The organism is Streptomyces sp. NPDC111520, assembly GCF_055635295.1.
Genome location: NZ_JBVKBW010000011.1, coordinates 177,010 through 192,908 on the forward strand (window position 1 = coordinate 177,010; position 15,899 = coordinate 192,908).

Sequence of the window (15,899 nt, forward strand, 5' to 3'; positions counted from 1 at the left end):
TTCCTTGAAGGACGAGGCCGGGGGCGGCTCACTGGAGGGACTTCTGCAGGGACGCGACTTCCTCGTCGGCCTCCTCGGCCGCCTCCTGGGGGGAGGTCTGGCCGGTGGTCATGTCGCCCACCGCCTTGGGGATGGGCAGTTCGCCGATGGTGGCGCCCACGAGTGCGCCCTGACCCTGGGTGATGCCCCAGCGCTTCATGTTGCTGACCCCGGCGATGAGTTCGTCGAGCAGCTGCGGGGAGAAGACCTCTTCCATGGACTTCTTCGTGTCCACGCCCATGTCGCTGGCCCGCCAGGCCTTGAGGTACTTCTGCGGGTCGTCGGCGGTTCCGGACCGGACCGGGATCTTGCCCTCGGGGGCCATGCCGAACCAGCCCTGGTAGCCGTCGCCCATCATGTACTCGATGAACTTCTCCGAGGCCGCGGTCTCCGCGGTCTTGGTCACCACCCAGGAGGAGACCTCGCCGAACTGGGCGGGCTTGGCGGCGTCGGGACCGCTCAGCGCGGTGACGATCCCGCTGTTGTCGGAGAGGTACTGCGGGTCCTTCTTGCACTGGGCGCAGCTGGGCAGTGCGTCGCCGCGCAGGCCGGCCAGCTCGTCGAGGAGGAAGGTGGACCAGACGATCATGGAGGAGCGCCCGGCGAAGTAGACGGCCCGGGTGGTGTCCACGGTCTGGGTTCCGGGGGCGCCGTAGTCGCCGGCGAGCTTGGCGTAGGCGTCGAAGGCGCGGTCACACTGCGGGCTGTCGAGGGTGACGTCGCCCTTGGCGTCTGCGAGTTCGCAGCCGTTGGCCAGGGCGATGTCCTCGAAGCTCTGCTGGGTGAAGACGTCACTGGGGTCGGTGGAGAGCGAGATGCCGCTGGTGCCACCGCTGTTGAGCTTCCGCGCGGCCTTGAGCATCGCGTCGTAGCTGTCGGGGGCGGCGAGACCTGCCTTGGCGAAGAGGTCCTTGCGGTAGACGAGGATCTGCATCCAGGCGTCGCTGGGCACGCCGAGGCGGGTGGCGCCGTCGCCGGTCAGCTTGAGGGCGTTGCCGTTGAAGGTACCGGACCCCAGGTCGTCGACGATCTTCTTCGTGGCGGCGGTGTTCAGCAGGCCGTTGCTGTACATCTGCCAGACCGGCGCGAGGGGTATGCCGCCGATGACGTCGGGAAGGGTGCCCGCGGCGGCGGCCGACATGATCAGCTGAGGCAGCTGGCCCTCGTCGACCCCGACGAGGTTCACCTCGACCCCGGACTCCTTCTCGAAGGCGGAGACGACCTTCTTCGTCGCCTCGACGCGGTCGGTGAGGTTTTCCAGGCTCCAGACGGTGATTTTGTTGTCGGGTTTGCCGGCGTCCTGCGCCGCGCAGCCGGACATCACCCCGATTCCCACTACGGCGGCCAAGCCGCTCGCCAGCGCCCTCGACCGTCGGGACCACATGCGCATCAACCGTCCTCATCGTCAGCCTTGCGTTACGTACGCGTTGCATCAGAGCACCACTTTTGCTTGTTGACAAGACTTAAGTCTCGGATATCTTCGACGTAAGTCAGCCGTCGATGGCTGAACGGACCGCATAACCGATCTTTCCGGAGTCCCCCTGTGGAACGCGTAGTCCAGTTCACCGGCCCCCGTCAGGTGGAGGTCGCCCCGAGCGAGTCAGTCCCCCTGCCCCCCGGCCATCTGCGCGTGAGGACCCGCTACTCCGGCATCTCGGCCGGCACCGAACTCACCGCGTACCGCGGTACCAACCCGTACCTGACCCGCACCTGGGACCCGGAGGCCCGCCTGTTCCGCGACGGCGCGGCGGGCATCGAGTACCCGGTGGCAGGCTGGGGGTACTCCGAGGTCGGCGAGGTGACGGAAGTCTCACCCGAACTCACGGACGTGCCCGGCATGCCGGCCGTCGGCGACCTCGTCTGGGGCATCTGGGGCCACCGCAGCGAGGGCGTCGTGCCCGCCGAGCGCATGGTCGGGCACGTGCTGCCGGCCGGCCTCGAGCCGCTGGCCGGGGCCTTCGCCCGCGTCGGCGCGATCGCCTACAACGCCGTCCTCGGCGCCGACGTCCACCTCGGCGAGGACGTCGCCGTCTTCGGCCAGGGCGTCATCGGACTGCTCACCACCCGCCTCGCCCAGCTGAACGGCGCCCGCGTCACCGCCGTCGACGCGCTCGACGTCCGCCTCGCCAAGGCCGCGGAGTACGGCGCGACGACCACGCTCAACGCCCGTACGGACGCGGTCGCCGAGCGGATCCGCACCGCCACCGACGGCCGCGGCGCCGACGTCGCCATCGAGATCAGCGGCGCCTACCCGGCCCTGCACGACGCCCTGCGCTCGGTCGCGGTCGGCGGCCGGGTCGTGGCCTCCGGCTTCTACCAGGGCGACGGTGTGGGCCTGCGGCTCGGCGACGAGTTCCACCACAACCGCGTCCAGCTGATCTGCTCCCAGATCGGCGGGGTCCCGCCGCAGCTCTCCGGGCGCTGGAGCGTCGAGCGCCTGCAGCAGACCTTCCTGCGGCTGGTCGCCGAGGGGCACGTCGACGTGCGGTCCCTCGTCAGCCACGTCGTCCCGGTCGCCGACGCGGCCGAAGCCTACGTCCTGCTGGATGAGCGTCCCGCCGACGCGCTCCAGGTCGTCCTGGAGTTCTGAGAGGCCCCTCGATCATGTTCAAGACCGCTTGCCAGGAACAGCTGCTGCCCGGTGACACCCTCCAGCAGAAGTGGGAGTTCGCCCAGGAGGCCGGCTACGACGCCGTCGAACTGCGCGGGAAGGGCGACTTCCACTTCCGCGACCGGCTGCCCGAGCTGCGCAGGGCGCAGGCCGACGGCGTCGTCATGCCGACCGTCTGCGTCGACATGCTGCACTTCTTCGGCGCCTTCGACCCCGACCTGCGCCGCGACGCCGTCGCACAGATGAAGTCGCAGCTCAGCGTCATCGCCGAACTCGGCGGGCTGGGCGCCCAGACCCCCGCCTCCTACGGCATGTTCTCCCGCCGGCTGCCGCCCTTCGAGCCGCCGCGCAGCGAGGAGGAGGACCGCGAGGTGCTCCTGACGGGGCTGACGGAACTGGGCGAGCACGCCCGCGCCGAGGGGGTCACGCTGTTCCTCGAGCCCCTCAACCGCTACGAGGACCACATGGTCAACCGGCTGGAGCAGGCCGCCGACCTGATCCGCACCGTCGGTCTTGACTCGGTGCGCATCGGGATCGACAGCTACCACATGAACATCGAGGAGACCGATCCGGCGGCGGCCATCCTGGCCGTGGCACCGCTGATCGGCCACGCCCAGGTCAGCGACTCCAACCGCTTCCAGCCCGGCGCCGGCCACCTGGACTGGCCCGCCTGGCTCGGGGCGCTGGACGCCGCCGGGTACGACGGCTACCTCGCCGCCGAGTGCCGTCTCACGGGTGACCCCGTCGACGCCGTGCGCTCCGTCCCCGCCTTCCTGCACCGGGCCGCCGGATGACGGCCGTCCTCGAACCGGCCCTGCGGTCCGCAGGTCCCGAGGAGGACCGGGACGCCGCGCTGCGCCGGGCCGCCGCCCGCGTCCTGCTGTCCAACTGGACGGGCGCGGCGACCGTCCCCTCACGCACCCTGTATCCGCACCAGTGGAGCTGGGACTCCGCCTTCATCGCCATCGGGCTGGCCCGGCTGGCCCCGCGCCGGGCGCAGCGGGAACTGGAGACCCTGCTGGGGGCGCAGTGGCGCGACGGCCGAGTCCCGCACATCGTCTTCAACCCCTCGGTGCCCCTGGACGCGTACTTCCCGAGCCCCGACTTCTGGCGCAGCTCGGGCGCGGGTGCCGCCTCGGGCGCGCCCGCGGACATCGAGACCTCCGGCATCGTCCAGCCGCCGGTGCACGCCCTCGCCGCCTGGCAGGTGCACCTCGCGGACCCGGCCGAGTCCCGGCGCCGCGGCTTCCTGCGGCGGATGTACCCCCGGCTGGCCGCCTGGCACCGCTACCTCGCCGGCTCGCGCGACCTGGGCGGCGGCGGGCTGGCGGCCGTGGTGCACCCCTGGGAGCCGGGGCTGGACAACAGCCCGGTGTGGGACGCGGCGCTCGCCCGCGTCGAACCGGCGCCGCCGGAGTCCTTCCGCAGGGCGGACCTCGACCACAGCGCGGCCGCCGACCGCCCCACCGACCTCGACTACGGCCGCTACGTCCGGCTCGCCGCCGACTACCGCGACCACGGCTACGACGACGCGCGCACCCCGCACGCCTTCGCCCTCGAGGACCCCTGCTTCAACGCCCTGTTCATCGCCTCCGAGCACGCCCTCGCCGAGATCGCCGCGGCGACCGGCGCGGACCCCGCGCCGCACCGCCGCAGGGCGGCCGAGGCCACGTCCGCCCTGGTGGAGCGGCTGTGGGACCCCGCCGCTGGCATCTTCCTCGCCCGTGACCTGACGACCGGCGGGACGGTCGGCGGCCACAGCGTCGCGGGCCTGGTGCCGCTGGTCGTGCCCGGCCTCCCGCAGGACGTCGCGCGGTCGCTGATCGCGACGGCGCACGGCGAGCGCTTCGGGCTCGGCCGGGTGCACCTGGTGCCGAGCTATGACCTCACCGCCCCCGAGTACGACGGCAACCGCTACTGGCGGGGCCCCAGCTGGTTCAACACGGCCTGGCTGGTCGAGCGCGGGCTGCGGCAGCACGGCGCGGACCGGGCGGCCGACGCCCTGCGCGACCAGGCGCTCGACGACGCCCGCCGCACAGGGTTCGCCGAGTACGTCGAACCGCACGGCGGCCAGGGCCGCGGCATCCGCCGCTTCAGCTGGACCGCCGCCCTGGCCCTGGACCTGCTGCACCGGACACCGCAAGGAGAGCTGGCCCGATGACCGTCGAACGTCTGCTGGTCCACCGCGGCACCTTCGCCTCCACCAGCCGCTCCGGCGACATCACCGGACGGCGCGGGGACACCCCGGACGGCCTCTTCATCCGCGACGCCCGGCACCTGAGCCGCTGGCGGCTCACCGCGGACGGTGTCGTGCCGTCCCTGCTGACCTCCTCCGACGACGGTTTCGTCCTCACCCCCGAAGGCGGCCGGGACGAACCGCCGGCGTACTCGCTCTTCCGCCGGCAGGCCGTCGAGGCGGGCGCCCTCACCGAGCGCGTCCGTGTGGTCAGCAACCGCGCGGAGCCGGTCACGGTGGAGATCGCGCTGGAGGTGGACGCCGACTTCGCGGACCAGTTCGAGCTGCGCGGCGACCACCGGCGCTACGACAAGGCGGACGGCCGGCGCACCGCCGAGGACCGGCCGGACGGTGTCACCTTCCGCTACCGGCGCGGCGAGGACTGGGACGCCCGCACCACCGTCACCGCCTCCCCCGCCCCCGCGGCCATCCGCCCGCTGGATCCCGCAGGCACCGCGCGCCTGCTGACCTGGCGGCTGCCGCTGCCCGGCCACGGCGCCGCCGAGCTCGCCCTGAGCGTCCGCGCGGTGCCCCACGGCGCCGCCGAACCGGCCGCTCCCCCGGACCCGGAGTCGGTCCGCAACCGGCACGCCACCGAGGAGGACGGCTTCGTCCAGGCACGGCCGCGGCCGCGTTCGCTGACCAACTGGGACGAACTCGCGCGCGCCTGCGCGGCGGGACTGGCCGACCTGGCCCGGCTGCGCGTGCCGGCGACGGGCCCGGCCGGCGAGCCGCTGCTGGTGCCCGCGGCCGGCATCCCCTGGTTCCTCACCCTCTTCGGCCGCGACTCCCTGCTGACCTCGCTGTTCGCGCTGCCGTACCGGCCGGAGCTGGCCGCGGACACGCTGCTGGCCCTCGCCGCGGCCCAGGGCACCCGGCACGACGCGGCCCGACTCGAGCAGCCGGGCCGGATCGTGCACGAGGTCCGGCACGGCGAGCTGGCCCACTTCCGGCAGGTGCCTTACGGCCGCTACTACGGCAGCGTCGACGCCACACCGCTGTTCCTGGTGCTGCTGGAGGCGCACAGCGCGGCGACCGGCGACCCCGCGCTCGCGCGGCGCCTGGAGCCGCACGCCCGTGCCGCGGTGGAGTGGATGTTCCGCGACGGCGGGCTCGGCGCGGGCGGCTACCTCCGCTACACCTCCGACGCGGCGCGCGGCGGGCTGGCGCACCAGAACTGGAAGGACTCCGAAGGGGCCATCTGCTTCGCCGACGGCCGCCGCCCCGAGGGCGCGCTCGCCGTGGCCGAGGTCCAGGGCTACGCCTACGACGCCCTGGTCCGCACCGCCCGCCTGGCCCGTACCGTCTGGGGTGACGCCGAGGAGGCGGACCGGCTCGAGAAGGCCGCGGCCGACCTGCGGGAGCGGTTCCGCCGGGACTTCTGGATGAGCGGCCGGGACTTCCCCGCCCTCGCCCTGGACGGCGAGGACCGGCAGGTGGACGCGCTCGCCTCGGACGCCGGGCACCTGCTGTGGTCCGGCATCCTCGACGCGGCCGACGCGCGGACGGTGGGCCGGCGGCTGCTGCAGCCGGACTTCTTCTCCGGCTGGGGCGTGCGCACGCTCGCCGCGGGCCAGGCCCCGTACCACCCGCTGTCGTACCACCGCGGCAGCATCTGGCCGCACGACAACGCGGTCGTCGTCCTGGGGCTCGCGCGCAGCGGTCTGGCGGAGGAGGCCTCGCAGATCGCCCACGGGCTGGTCCAGGCCGCCGCCGCTCACGACTGGCGCCTGCCGGAGGTGATGGCGGGGTACGGCCGGGACGAGCACCCGGTCCCCGTACCGTACCCGCACTCCTGCTCGCCCCAGGCGTGGGCCGCGGCCACTCCCCTGGCCCTGCTCACCGCGCTGGGCGGGGGCCCGGACGCGGTGCGTTGAGACCCTGCCGCCAAGGCGGTGCACCGAAGGCCCCGGGTCCCCGGCCGTGACGGCGGGGGACCCGGGGCCTTCACGCGGCCGAGGGGCCGGCCTGGATCACGAGGTGAAGTCGGTGGACAGGGCGAGCTCCCGCCACGTCCCGATCTCGCGGGCCACACCGGCGAGCTTCGCCTCCACGTCGGCGACGCTGGCCTTGCCCAGCGGGATGCGGGCCGGCATCTCCTCCGCCCCGGCGACGGTGATGATGGCGGCCGCCGCCTTCACGGGGTCGCCGTCCTGGGCGTGGTTGCTGTCGTCGGCCCAGGCGCGCATGCCGCCCGCGCTGTCCTGGTAGTCCTCGATGACCCGCTCGGTGCGGTGCAGGGAGGAGGAGTCCAGGAAGTCCGTACGGAACGGGCCGGGCTCGACCGCGGTCGCCTGGATGCCGAGCGGCGCGAGCTCCAGGCGCAGGGACTCGGTGACCGCCTCGACCGAGAACTTGGTCGCGCAGTACAGGCCCCAGCCCGCCCAGCCGACGAAGCCGCCGACGGAGCTGAGGTTGACGATCCGCCCCGACCGTCGGGCCCGCATGACGGGCAGGACGGCACGGGTCACGGTCAGCAGTCCGAAGACGTTCGTGTCGAACACCGCGCGCGCCTCGGCGTCGCTGGTCTCCTCCACCGCGCCGAGCAGGCCGCGGCCGGCGTTGTTGACGAGGACGTCGATGGTGCCGAACCGCTCCACCGCGGCTTCGACGGCGGCCCGCGCCTGCTCCTCGTCGTTCACGTCGAGCGGTACGGCCAGCAGCCGGTCGGCGTGGGCCGCGAGCGCGTCCTCCACGGCGCGGGGGGTGCGGGCGGTGGCCACGACGTTGTCGCCCCGTTCGAGGGCCTGCCGGGCGATCTCCAGACCGAACCCGCGGGATGCGCCGGTGATGAACCACGTCGTCATGTGATGTGCTCCTGATGATCACTGGGGGTCGTTGTGTCGACGTGCCCCAGCGTCGGCCCGCGGTGGAGGGCGGGCCAGAGAAGGATCAACCGTAGGAGACCCCTGCCTGGGACCGGCCGTACCAGTCGGATCCGGTCAGGGGCGCACGGCCTCGGGGCTCGCCGACCACGTGGCCAGGAAGCGCAGCGCCTCGTGGGCGGGTGTGCCGGGCTGTGCGGTGTAGACGAAGACGGTCTGGTCCGGGTCGTCGCCCACGACGAGGCTCTGGAAGTCCAATGTCATCGTGCCGGCCACCGGGTGCCGGAAGGTCTTCTCGCCCGCGGCCCGGGTCCGCACCCGGTGGTCGGACCACCAGCGGCGGAAGTCGGCGTCGGCGTCGGAGAGTTCCGCCACCAGTGCTTTCAGCCGCGGGTCCTGCGGGTCGCGCGCCGCGCCCATCCGGAGGTAGGCGACGCACTCGCGGGCGACGGTCCGCCAGTCCACGTACAGCTCGCGGAAGGCCGGGTCCAGGAACGCCATGCGTACCAGGTTGCGCCGCGGCTCCGGCACGGCGGCGAAGTCCGTCAGCAGCGCCGCGCCCAGCGCGTTCCAGCCCAGCACGTCCAGCCGGTGGCTCAGCACCAGGGCCGGGTACTCCTGCAGCCCGTCGAGCAGGGTCTGCGTCTGCGGCCGGATGCGGCCCGGCGCCGGGGCGAGCGGTTCGGCGCCGGCCGCGGCGACCCGCAGCAGGTAGTCGCGCTCATCGGGCCGCAGGCGCAGCGCCCGCGCCAGCGACTCCAGCACCGCCGTGGAGACGTGCACCGTGCGGCCCTGCTCCAGGCGCACCACGTAGTCCACGCTCACGTTCGCCAGCTGCGCCAGCTCCTCCCGGCGGAGGCCCGGGACCCGGCGGTGGCGCCCGTCGTCCGGGAGGCCCACGTCCCCGGGGTTCACCCGGGAACGGCACGCCCGCAGGAAGTCACCCAGTGTGGTGTTCGAAGCGTTGCGCTGACTCATATGTCGATTATCGACGCTCCGGGACGGTACCGGGGGCGCCGGCGGCCGAAGGCCCCGCGGCGGCCTCCCGGGCGGGGCCGCCGCGGCCCGCCCCGGCGCGGGAACGGCGGCGCAGCCGGTGCCGTGGCGGCACCGGCTGCGCCGGGGGATCAGCGGGACCGGCGGGATCAGAAGGTCATGCTCCAGCGGTCGAGGTAGCCGGGGTCGACGGTGAAGATGCCGGGGGTGTTGTCGGTGACCCGCAGCTTCCACGTGCCGTTGGCGGGGACCGCAGAGGCGTCAACGGTGTAGGTGGCGTGCAGCTCGCCCTCGCCGGTGTCCCAGTACCAGGGCTTCACCGGGATCTCCGTCCCGTCCTCGCTCACCAGGGTGACGATCTGGCCGCCGACCCACGGGTGGACGAGGTCGACCGTCACCTTGAGGTCGCTGGGCGCCTTGCCCTTGCGGCCCGTCACGATCAGCGGGGACTCGATCGTCTTCCAGTTGGGGATGTCGAAGCGGGCGGGGTTGACGAAGAAGCGTCCGCCGGAGGCCAGGACGGGCCAGGCGAAGCGCACCGTGCGCTTGGCCTTGCGCTGGGCGGTGTTCTCGACGGTCACGGCCGTCTTGTAGGTGCCGGCCTTCTTCGGCGTGCCGCTGATGAGACCGGTGCGCGCGTTGATGGACAGGCCCTTGGGGAGCCCGTGCGCGGAGTAGGCGAGCCGACCGGGGCTGGAGCCCACCGCCTCGATCTGACGGCTCATCGGCTGGCCGACGGCCACGGGGCGGGTGGAGGGCGCCGTCACGGCGATGTGGTTGACGTAGCGCGCGCCGACGTTGACCGCGGCCCATGCGTTGCCGACGGCCTCGTAGGTGTCGCTGCCCTGCCCGAACAGGTCGGCCGCCGCCTGGAGGGTGGCGGTGCGGGCGCCGGCGTAGTCGGTGCTGCTGGTCATGTACGTGGTCAGGGCCCGGTACCAGATGTCGATCGCGTTGTGCTGCCCGATCCCGGCGACCGGCAGGCCGTCGTAGGTGGGGCTGTCGTAGGCGACGCCGTTGATCGTCTTCTTCCCGCTGCCCTCGGAGAGGAGGTAGAAGAAGTGGTTCGCCGGGCCCGAACTGTGGTGGACGTCCTCCTTCTTCAGCTCCGGCGACCAGTAGTCCAGCGACGTGCCCTTGACGGGGTCGGCGTCCTTGGACGGCTGGTCCATGTACCGCAGCGGCTTGCCGGAACCGCGGACGTCGGCGAGCTCGCCCAGCATGTAGTCGGGGACGTCGGCGGGGTTGTCGGCGAAGAACTCCACGGCCGTGGCCATGATGTCGCTGGTCGCCTCGTTGAGGCCGCCGGACTCCTTCTCGTAGGTCAGGTTGGCGGTGGCGTAGGTGACGCCGTGCGTCATCTCGTGGGCGGCGATGTCGAGTTCCGTGAGCGGGTGCTCGTTGCCGCGGCCGTCGCCGTACGTCATGCAGAAGCAGCCGTCGTCCCAGAAGGCGTTGGCGTAGTTGTCGCCGTAGTGGACGCGCGAGAAGGCCCCGACGCCGTTGTCGGCGATGCCGTTGCGGCCGAAACGCTCCTTGTAGAAGTCCCAGGTCTCGCGCTGGCCGTAGGCGGCGTCCACGGCGGCGGTCTGGCGGTCGGCGATGGTGCCGTCGCCCCAGACGTCGTCGTCGTCGGTGAGCAGGTTGCCGATGCCGCCGACACCCGTCAGGTCGTACGTCTTGTGCCCGCCGCGCTCCGGGTCGGTCATCTCGAAGACGCCGCCGTTGTTGACGGTGCCGATCTGCACCTGCCCGCTGTACTGGCTGTTGCCGGTGCCGGAACGGATCTCCTCGACGCTCTGGAGCTCCTTGCCGGTCGCGGCGTCGGTGACGACGTTCAGCCGGCTCGGGGTGCCGTCCTTCTGGGTGCCGGTGACGTGCGACTGCCAGGCGAGGACCGGCTTGCCGTCGGCGAGGAAGACGACCAGGCGGGGCGCGCCTTCCGTGGCCGGGCCCTGGGTCCGCTCGGCGCGGGCCGCGGCGAGGGCGGACTCCTTCGCCTTCGCGGCGCTGGTCGCGGCCTTCGTCGTGGGCACCGCGACCGGCGCGGACGAGGCCTTGCTGACGGTGCGGGTGCCCGCCCGCTCGTGGACGACCATGTCGCCGCCGATGACGGGGAGTCCGGCGTAGGTGCGCTCGTAGCGCGTGTGCACCGTTCCGTCGGCGTCCTTGATGACGTCCTTGGGTATCAGCGCCTCCTTGTCGCCCAGCCGCAGGGCCCTGGCGGTGGTGGCGCGGCCGGCGGTGGCGGCCTTGAGCAACTGCTTGCGCTGCGCGGCGGAGAGGGCGACGGAGCGGGCCCCGGGACGGGCCTCCGCAACGATCTTGCGCGGCGCCGTCACGTCCCCCTCGGACGCGGCGGCGGCGCCGGTGACCGGGAGGAGCGGGGTCAGCAGTGCGGCGAGCGTGACAGCGGCGGTCGCCGCGACACGGCCGCGCGCGGCACGCGCACGGCGGTTGGGGGAGGGATTCGGCGGTGAACTGGCACCCGTGACAGCGGGATGGTTCGTCACTCGTGGAGCTCCTTGGCCCGGCCGCTGGAACGGCCGCTGGGGACGGGAACATTGGAGGCCGGTGAGGCCTCCGCGAGGTGACGTGCGAGTGATGCTCGCGCGACGTCGTGGATCGTTTCAGCATGTTCGCGCCCTGTCATCACTGCGGAGATCATTGTCCGAAAGTCGGTCGGGACCTCACCGTGGGAGCGGTCCCACGCCGAGCCGACCACGTGCGGATTTACGAGGCGGCAACAGCGAAGTGACGCCGGCGAGCGAAAAGATCCAGCCACGGCGGCGGACACGTCACCCCGCCCGGATCGTGCGGATCTGGCGGTCTTTTGCCTGATAAACAAGGGGCCGTCGACGCGTTCGACTGCCCCTGACGGCCCGGTTGGGCGACGACGGCGCCAATTTCGAGCCAGCGCCCGCCGGCCGCGCGGCGGTCCCGGATTCCGGTCGTCGCGGACAACTCGCGTCAGCATGGCGGCGGTTGGCGATGACGCGACCGGACGGGGCTCCGCGCTCGACGAGGGGCGCGGCACCGGGCGGACGGCGAAGGATCCGACGGGCCGGCCGCCGGCACCGCCTGCGAGCGCCGGCGGCCCGCCCGGTGGACCGCGGTTACGTGCGGGGCACCCGCGCGACTCCGGCGACGAACTCCGCGGACGCGAAGGCCTCCGGTGTCAGACGGACACCCGTGACGCGGTGCGCCAGCGCGAAGGCGGCGTCGTTGTGCTCGTCGAAGTTCCGGTCGTCCGCTTCGCTGAGGTCGAAGCCCGACTCCCGCATGGCCGTGACCAGTTCGCCCGGATGGGTCCCCACGCGGAAGTAGGGGAAGAGCGGTTCGAAATGCAGGCGGAGCGTGCCGTCCTGGTACCAGCAGAAATGGTCCACCGCATTGACGTTGCGGAAGTGCGAGACCACGGTGCGCCCTCGCGACAACGGAAGCATCGCCTCGTCGGTGACACCCAGGTAGCCGTTGTACTCGACCATCAGTGACCAGTGGCCGAGGGAAGCGGCGCCCACGAACAGCTCGTCGTGGACGCCCAGGCGGAACGAGGGTTCACTCAGCCCGGCCACACCCGCGATCCGCGACGGGAACTCGACTCCGAGCGCCGCGAGCAGCTCCTCGGGGGCCAGCCCTTGGACCAGGGTGATGCAGTACGCCTCCGCCAGCTCCTCGTACCGCTCACTGAACCATGCGTAGTCGGCGGCGGTGGTCATGTCGGTCATGTGCGCAGCATCGCAGGGGCCACCGACAGGGCCGCTCCCCGAGGCATGTGCCCTCGGGCGCCGCCCGCAAGGGGCCCGGGCGACGCGGGCCCGGTCGCTCGGCCGGTCGGCGGAGCGGCACGACCGAGGCGCCGAAACGGGCCCTACGCGTCCTCGGGAGCCGGGAGCGCGTAACCCGCCACGGACGGCCAGCGGACGGTCAGCACCGTCGAGTCCTCCTCCGCCACCCACGAGTGGTCCACGCCCTTGCCCCACACGACGTAGTCGCCCTGACGGGCCAGCACCACCGACCGCCCCGGGAACTCGACCCGGAACCGTCCGCTGATGAGGACCTGCAGCGCCGTCCGCTCCTCGCCCCGCACCCACTCCCCGCGCTCGTCCCCCGCCGGGTGGACGCCCCACTTGATCTCCACGGCGTCGCTGTGCCGCGGGTCGCCCGCCTCCTTGAAGTGCCCCAGCAGCCAGCCCCGGTCGAGCGGCGCGTCCGCACCGGCATTGCCCACGTAAACGCTGTCTTCCATGACCCGGACGCTAACAGCGCGGCCGGGCCCTTCCCGTCCCGCCCGGCCGGACGCCCGCCCCGGCGCCCTCAGTCGCCCCCGCGGGGCTCGCCGAGCGCCGTCTCCACCGTCATGGCCCACCGTTCGTGGCCGCGCCAGGCACCGTCCAGGTACTGGAAGCGCGGTGAGTACCCCTCGCGCTCGAACCCCAGCCGTTCCACCAGCCTGATCGACGCGACGTTCGCGGGCTGGATGTTCGCCTCCAGCCGGTGCAGGCCGAGGTCGTCGAAGGCGTACACCGTCACCAGGCGCAGCCCCTCGGTCATGTAGCCGTGGCCCGTGGTCGCCGCGTACGCGACGTAGCCCAGCGCACCACTCTGAATGGTGCCCCTGACGATGTCGTTGATGTTGACCCCGCCGACGATGGCGCCCGTCTCGTGGAGGCAGATCACGAAGCCCTCGTGCGTCGGCCGGTCGAAGCGCTCCACGTAGGCGGCGAAGGACTCGGGGGTGTGCTCCCACCGGGGCACCCAGGGCGCGTGCAGTGCGGCGCTGGCCCGGGCGAGCGCGCCGATCTCATCGTGGTCCCGGACGGTGATCCGCCGGATGGCCACCCGGGGACCGTGGGCGAGGAAGGTGTCGTCAGCCATCGCGCGATCGTAGTGCGCCCGGCCCCCGTGGTACCGCCTCCCGACGAACGGCGTTCACCCCTGCGTCATCCGGAATTGGGGCACGGGCGGCGCGTCAGAGCGAGCGGCCGGGCCGGAGGTAGCGGTAGCCGTGGTCCGTCCGATCCTCGAGCCAGGCGTTGACGCCGGCGAGGCCGCGTTCGTTGATCTGGCCGTCGTGGATCCCGAACGCCCGGCACGGTGCCACGGCGTTGACGAAGTCGATCGACTCGGTCGTCTTCAGCCAGGAGGCCTGCAGCGGGACCAGCAGCGTCTCGACCGGCCGCTCGGGCACGTGCAGCGCGTCACCGGGATGGTAGAGGGCGTCGTCGACGACGTAGCCGAGGTTCACGCAGTCGGGCAGGCCGGCGTGGACGGGCGCGTGGCGGCCGCCGACCGCCCGCACGCGGAAGCCGGCGGCGGTGAACTGCGAACCGGCGGTGACCCCGACCGTCTCCAGCCGCGGGAGGTCCGCCCCGGCGGGGGCGTGGACCGGCACGCCGAGCCCGGCCAGGCGCAGGACGTCGACGTGGTCGGCGTGCTCGTGCGTGACGAGTACGGCGTCCGCCCCGGCGAGCGCCGCCGGCTCGCTCCACGTGCCGGGGTCGATGACGAGCACGCGCCCCTCGTGCTCGACGCGCACGCAGGCGTGGGTGTACTTGGTGATCCGCATGGCCGTGAACGTAACGCCGGGGCGCCGCCCGGGGCAGGGGGCGGGAGGTTCGGTGCCGCACGCCGGGAGTCGCTGTGCGCGCCCCCGGAACGGGTCGGCCCGGCGGATGCGGCGAACGCGCCCTCCACGGCCGGCGGTCGGCGGCGCCCCGTTCGCTAGACCCCTTCGACCAGGCGCCGGGCGGCGGTCCGCGCACCGTCCGTGCGAACCGCCGCGGCGACGTAGCGGGCCCGGGCCGCCGCCTCCGGGGCGAGGGCGGCGCTCAGGGCCGCGTGCAGCGACCGCGCGTCGGGGGCGCCGGCGGGGTGGGCGCTGCCGATGCCGAGCCGGGACACGCGGTCGGCGAAGTAGAACTGGTCGAACATCTGCGGGAGGACGACCTGGGGCGCCCCCGCGGCCGTGGCCGCGGTGGTCGTGCCGGCGCCGCCGTGGTGCACGACCGCGGCGACGCGCGGGAAGAGCGCCCGCTGGTTCACCTCGCCGATCGTCAGACAGTCGGGTCCGTCGTCGAGGGGCGCCAGACCGGCCCAGCCCCGCGCGAGGATGACGCGCCGTCCGAGCGCGCGGGCGGTGTCGATCAGTGTCCTCGCGGCGTCGTGCGGTGCGCGCGTGCTGCCGAACCCGCAGTAGACGGGTGGCTCCCCGGCGTCGAGGAACGCGTCCACCTCCGGGGAGAGCGGCCGGTCGTCCGGGAGCAGCCAGGCGCCCGTCTGGAGGACGTCGAGTGACGGTGACGGCTGGGGCCAGGGGGCCAGCGCCGGGTCCGCCGCCAGCCAGGGGGATGCGGTGAAGATGTGGTCGCGTACGTCCTGGACCGGGGGCAGTCCGGCGCCGGCGCGGCGGGCGTTGAGGGGCGCGGCCCACAGGGCGTTCCAGCGTGCGGCGTCGTCGGCCCACAGCGCCTCGTTGCCGGTGTCCCCGTCCGCGGGCTTCTGCCCGAGCAGGCCGAAGACGGGCGGTGCGTGGTGCGCCGACGGCAGGGTGACGGGGGCGAACGCCGCGTACACGTAGCGGATACCCCGCAGTTCGGCCACCGAGCGGGCGGCGACGGCCAGGGCGCCGCCCGCCACGACGGCGTCGCAGCCCTCGGCGGCCGCGCCCACGGCCTCGAACTGCGCCTCGACCGTGCCCTCGATCATCAGCCGGCGTTGCTCCGGTGTCGGGATCGCTCCGGAACCCTGCTTCGCCGTCCCGCGGAGTTCGGGCCCGACGGGTACGTAGGTGATCCCCAGGGACGCGGCGCCTCCACGGAAATCGGGAGGCCCGCACACTACGGCGTCATGGCCCGCGGCTTTCAGTTCCCTCGCAAGCGCGACCAGCGGCTGGACTTCTCCACGTGTTCCGATCGTGGACAGCAGAAAACGCATCTCGCTCCCGTCCCGCGCCGTTCCCCGGCGCGTGAGGAGCGATTTTCACCCCGTATGGGGGCCTTGTGGCAAGGCCCCCCGTGCGCTATACGGTGGAACCGCGGGGAAGGGACGCCGGGCGTCCCGGCTCCCCGCGGCTCCCGGCCGCATCAGGACCGGGCCGGCCCACCCCCCAGTCGGTGACTCCCCCCGGCGAAGCCCTCTCTGAAACGTTCTCATCCCGTGGACGGCACTCGCCGGAACGCCCGGCCCGGAC

General features: G+C 73.1%; 13 protein-coding genes. 4 read left to right on the top strand and 9 right to left on the bottom strand.

The features are described from left to right. Positions 1-28: 28 nt before the first annotated feature. Positions 29-1,429 (bottom strand): ABC transporter substrate-binding protein, encoded by a 1,401-nt coding sequence (locus ACZ7MY_RS26315; protein ID WP_499605351.1) that lies wholly within the window; start codon positions 1,427-1,429, stop codon positions 29-31. 153 nt (positions 1,430-1,582) lie between these two features. On the opposite strand from ACZ7MY_RS26315, the gene ACZ7MY_RS26320 reads away from it, so the two are divergent. From ACZ7MY_RS26320 to ACZ7MY_RS26335, 4 genes are read left to right on the top strand one after another with little or no spacing between them, the layout of a single operon-like run. Then, complete coding sequence (locus ACZ7MY_RS26320) at positions 1,583-2,629, top strand: zinc-dependent alcohol dehydrogenase (protein ID WP_499605353.1); 1,047 nt, start codon at positions 1,583-1,585, stop codon at positions 2,627-2,629. A gap of 14 nt (positions 2,630-2,643) precedes the next feature. After that, complete coding sequence (locus ACZ7MY_RS26325) at positions 2,644-3,444, top strand: sugar phosphate isomerase/epimerase family protein (RefSeq protein WP_499605355.1); 801 nt, start codon at positions 2,644-2,646, stop codon at positions 3,442-3,444. Further along, the gene (locus ACZ7MY_RS26330; protein WP_499605357.1) at positions 3,441-4,811 is read left to right on the top strand and encodes an MGH1-like glycoside hydrolase domain-containing protein; all 1,371 of its coding nucleotides are present in this window, start codon (positions 3,441-3,443) and stop codon (positions 4,809-4,811) included. Before ACZ7MY_RS26325 ends, ACZ7MY_RS26330 begins: the two co-directional genes overlap by 4 nt. Further along, a complete protein-coding gene (locus tag ACZ7MY_RS26335; protein WP_499605359.1) occupies positions 4,808-6,763 on the top strand; it encodes an amylo-alpha-1,6-glucosidase in 1,956 nt (651 codons plus the stop codon). The genes ACZ7MY_RS26330 and ACZ7MY_RS26335 overlap by 4 nt, the downstream gene beginning before the upstream one ends. A gap of 96 nt (positions 6,764-6,859) precedes the next feature. Here ACZ7MY_RS26335 and ACZ7MY_RS26340 read toward each other — a convergent pair whose 3' ends face one another. From ACZ7MY_RS26340 to ACZ7MY_RS26375, 8 genes are all read right to left on the bottom strand, one after another. Next, on the bottom strand, positions 6,860-7,693 hold the full coding sequence (locus ACZ7MY_RS26340) for an oxidoreductase (protein WP_499605361.1): 834 nt from the start codon (positions 7,691-7,693) through the stop codon (positions 6,860-6,862). Between the two features lie 135 nt (positions 7,694-7,828). After that, on the bottom strand, positions 7,829-8,689 hold the full coding sequence (locus ACZ7MY_RS26345) for a helix-turn-helix transcriptional regulator (RefSeq protein WP_499605363.1): 861 nt from the start codon (positions 8,687-8,689) through the stop codon (positions 7,829-7,831). A 167-nt stretch (positions 8,690-8,856) separates the two neighbouring features. Further along, complete coding sequence (locus ACZ7MY_RS26350) at positions 8,857-11,220, bottom strand: M4 family metallopeptidase (RefSeq protein WP_499605365.1); 2,364 nt, start codon at positions 11,218-11,220, stop codon at positions 8,857-8,859. Between the two features lie 603 nt (positions 11,221-11,823). Further along, the gene (locus ACZ7MY_RS26355) at positions 11,824-12,435 is read right to left on the bottom strand and encodes a DUF6461 domain-containing protein (RefSeq protein WP_499605366.1); all 612 of its coding nucleotides are present in this window, start codon (positions 12,433-12,435) and stop codon (positions 11,824-11,826) included. Positions 12,436-12,578: 143 nt separating this feature from the next. Beyond that, positions 12,579-12,956: a cupin domain-containing protein gene (locus tag ACZ7MY_RS26360; protein ID WP_499605368.1), complete on the bottom strand. Its 378-nt coding sequence runs from the start codon at positions 12,954-12,956 to the stop codon at positions 12,579-12,581. 68 nt (positions 12,957-13,024) lie between these two features. Next, on the bottom strand, positions 13,025-13,585 hold the full coding sequence (locus ACZ7MY_RS26365; RefSeq protein WP_499605370.1) for a GNAT family N-acetyltransferase: 561 nt from the start codon (positions 13,583-13,585) through the stop codon (positions 13,025-13,027). Positions 13,586-13,679: 94 nt separating this feature from the next. Beyond that, on the bottom strand, positions 13,680-14,276 hold the full coding sequence (locus ACZ7MY_RS26370) for an MBL fold metallo-hydrolase (RefSeq protein ID WP_499605372.1): 597 nt from the start codon (positions 14,274-14,276) through the stop codon (positions 13,680-13,682). Positions 14,277-14,431: 155 nt separating this feature from the next. After that, on the bottom strand, positions 14,432-15,643 hold the full coding sequence (locus tag ACZ7MY_RS26375; RefSeq protein ID WP_499605374.1) for a glycosyltransferase: 1,212 nt from the start codon (positions 15,641-15,643) through the stop codon (positions 14,432-14,434). Positions 15,644-15,899 lie beyond the last annotated feature (256 nt).

Bases quoted from the DNA above. Each gene is read 5' to 3' on its own strand.
- ACZ7MY_RS26315 (WP_499605351.1), bottom strand. From the start codon at position 1,429: ATGCGCATGTGGTCCCGACGGTCGAGGGCGCTGGCGAGCGGCTTGGCC.
- ACZ7MY_RS26325 (WP_499605355.1), top strand. From the start codon at position 2,644: ATGTTCAAGACCGCTTGCCAGGAACAGCTGCTGCCCGGTGACACCCTC.
- ACZ7MY_RS26330 (WP_499605357.1), top strand. From the start codon at position 3,441: ATGACGGCCGTCCTCGAACCGGCCCTGCGGTCCGCAGGTCCCGAGGAG.
- ACZ7MY_RS26335 (WP_499605359.1), top strand. From the start codon at position 4,808: ATGACCGTCGAACGTCTGCTGGTCCACCGCGGCACCTTCGCCTCCACC.
- ACZ7MY_RS26340 (WP_499605361.1), bottom strand. From the start codon at position 7,693: ATGACGACGTGGTTCATCACCGGCGCATCCCGCGGGTTCGGTCTGGAG.
- ACZ7MY_RS26345 (WP_499605363.1), bottom strand. From the start codon at position 8,689: ATGAGTCAGCGCAACGCTTCGAACACCACACTGGGTGACTTCCTGCGG.
- ACZ7MY_RS26355 (WP_499605366.1), bottom strand. From the start codon at position 12,435: ATGACCGACATGACCACCGCCGCCGACTACGCATGGTTCAGTGAGCGG.
- ACZ7MY_RS26360 (WP_499605368.1), bottom strand. From the start codon at position 12,956: ATGGAAGACAGCGTTTACGTGGGCAATGCCGGTGCGGACGCGCCGCTC.
- ACZ7MY_RS26365 (WP_499605370.1), bottom strand. From the start codon at position 13,585: ATGGCTGACGACACCTTCCTCGCCCACGGTCCCCGGGTGGCCATCCGG.
- ACZ7MY_RS26370 (WP_499605372.1), bottom strand. From the start codon at position 14,276: ATGCGGATCACCAAGTACACCCACGCCTGCGTGCGCGTCGAGCACGAG.
- ACZ7MY_RS26375 (WP_499605374.1), bottom strand. From the start codon at position 15,643: ATGCGTTTTCTGCTGTCCACGATCGGAACACGTGGAGAAGTCCAGCCG.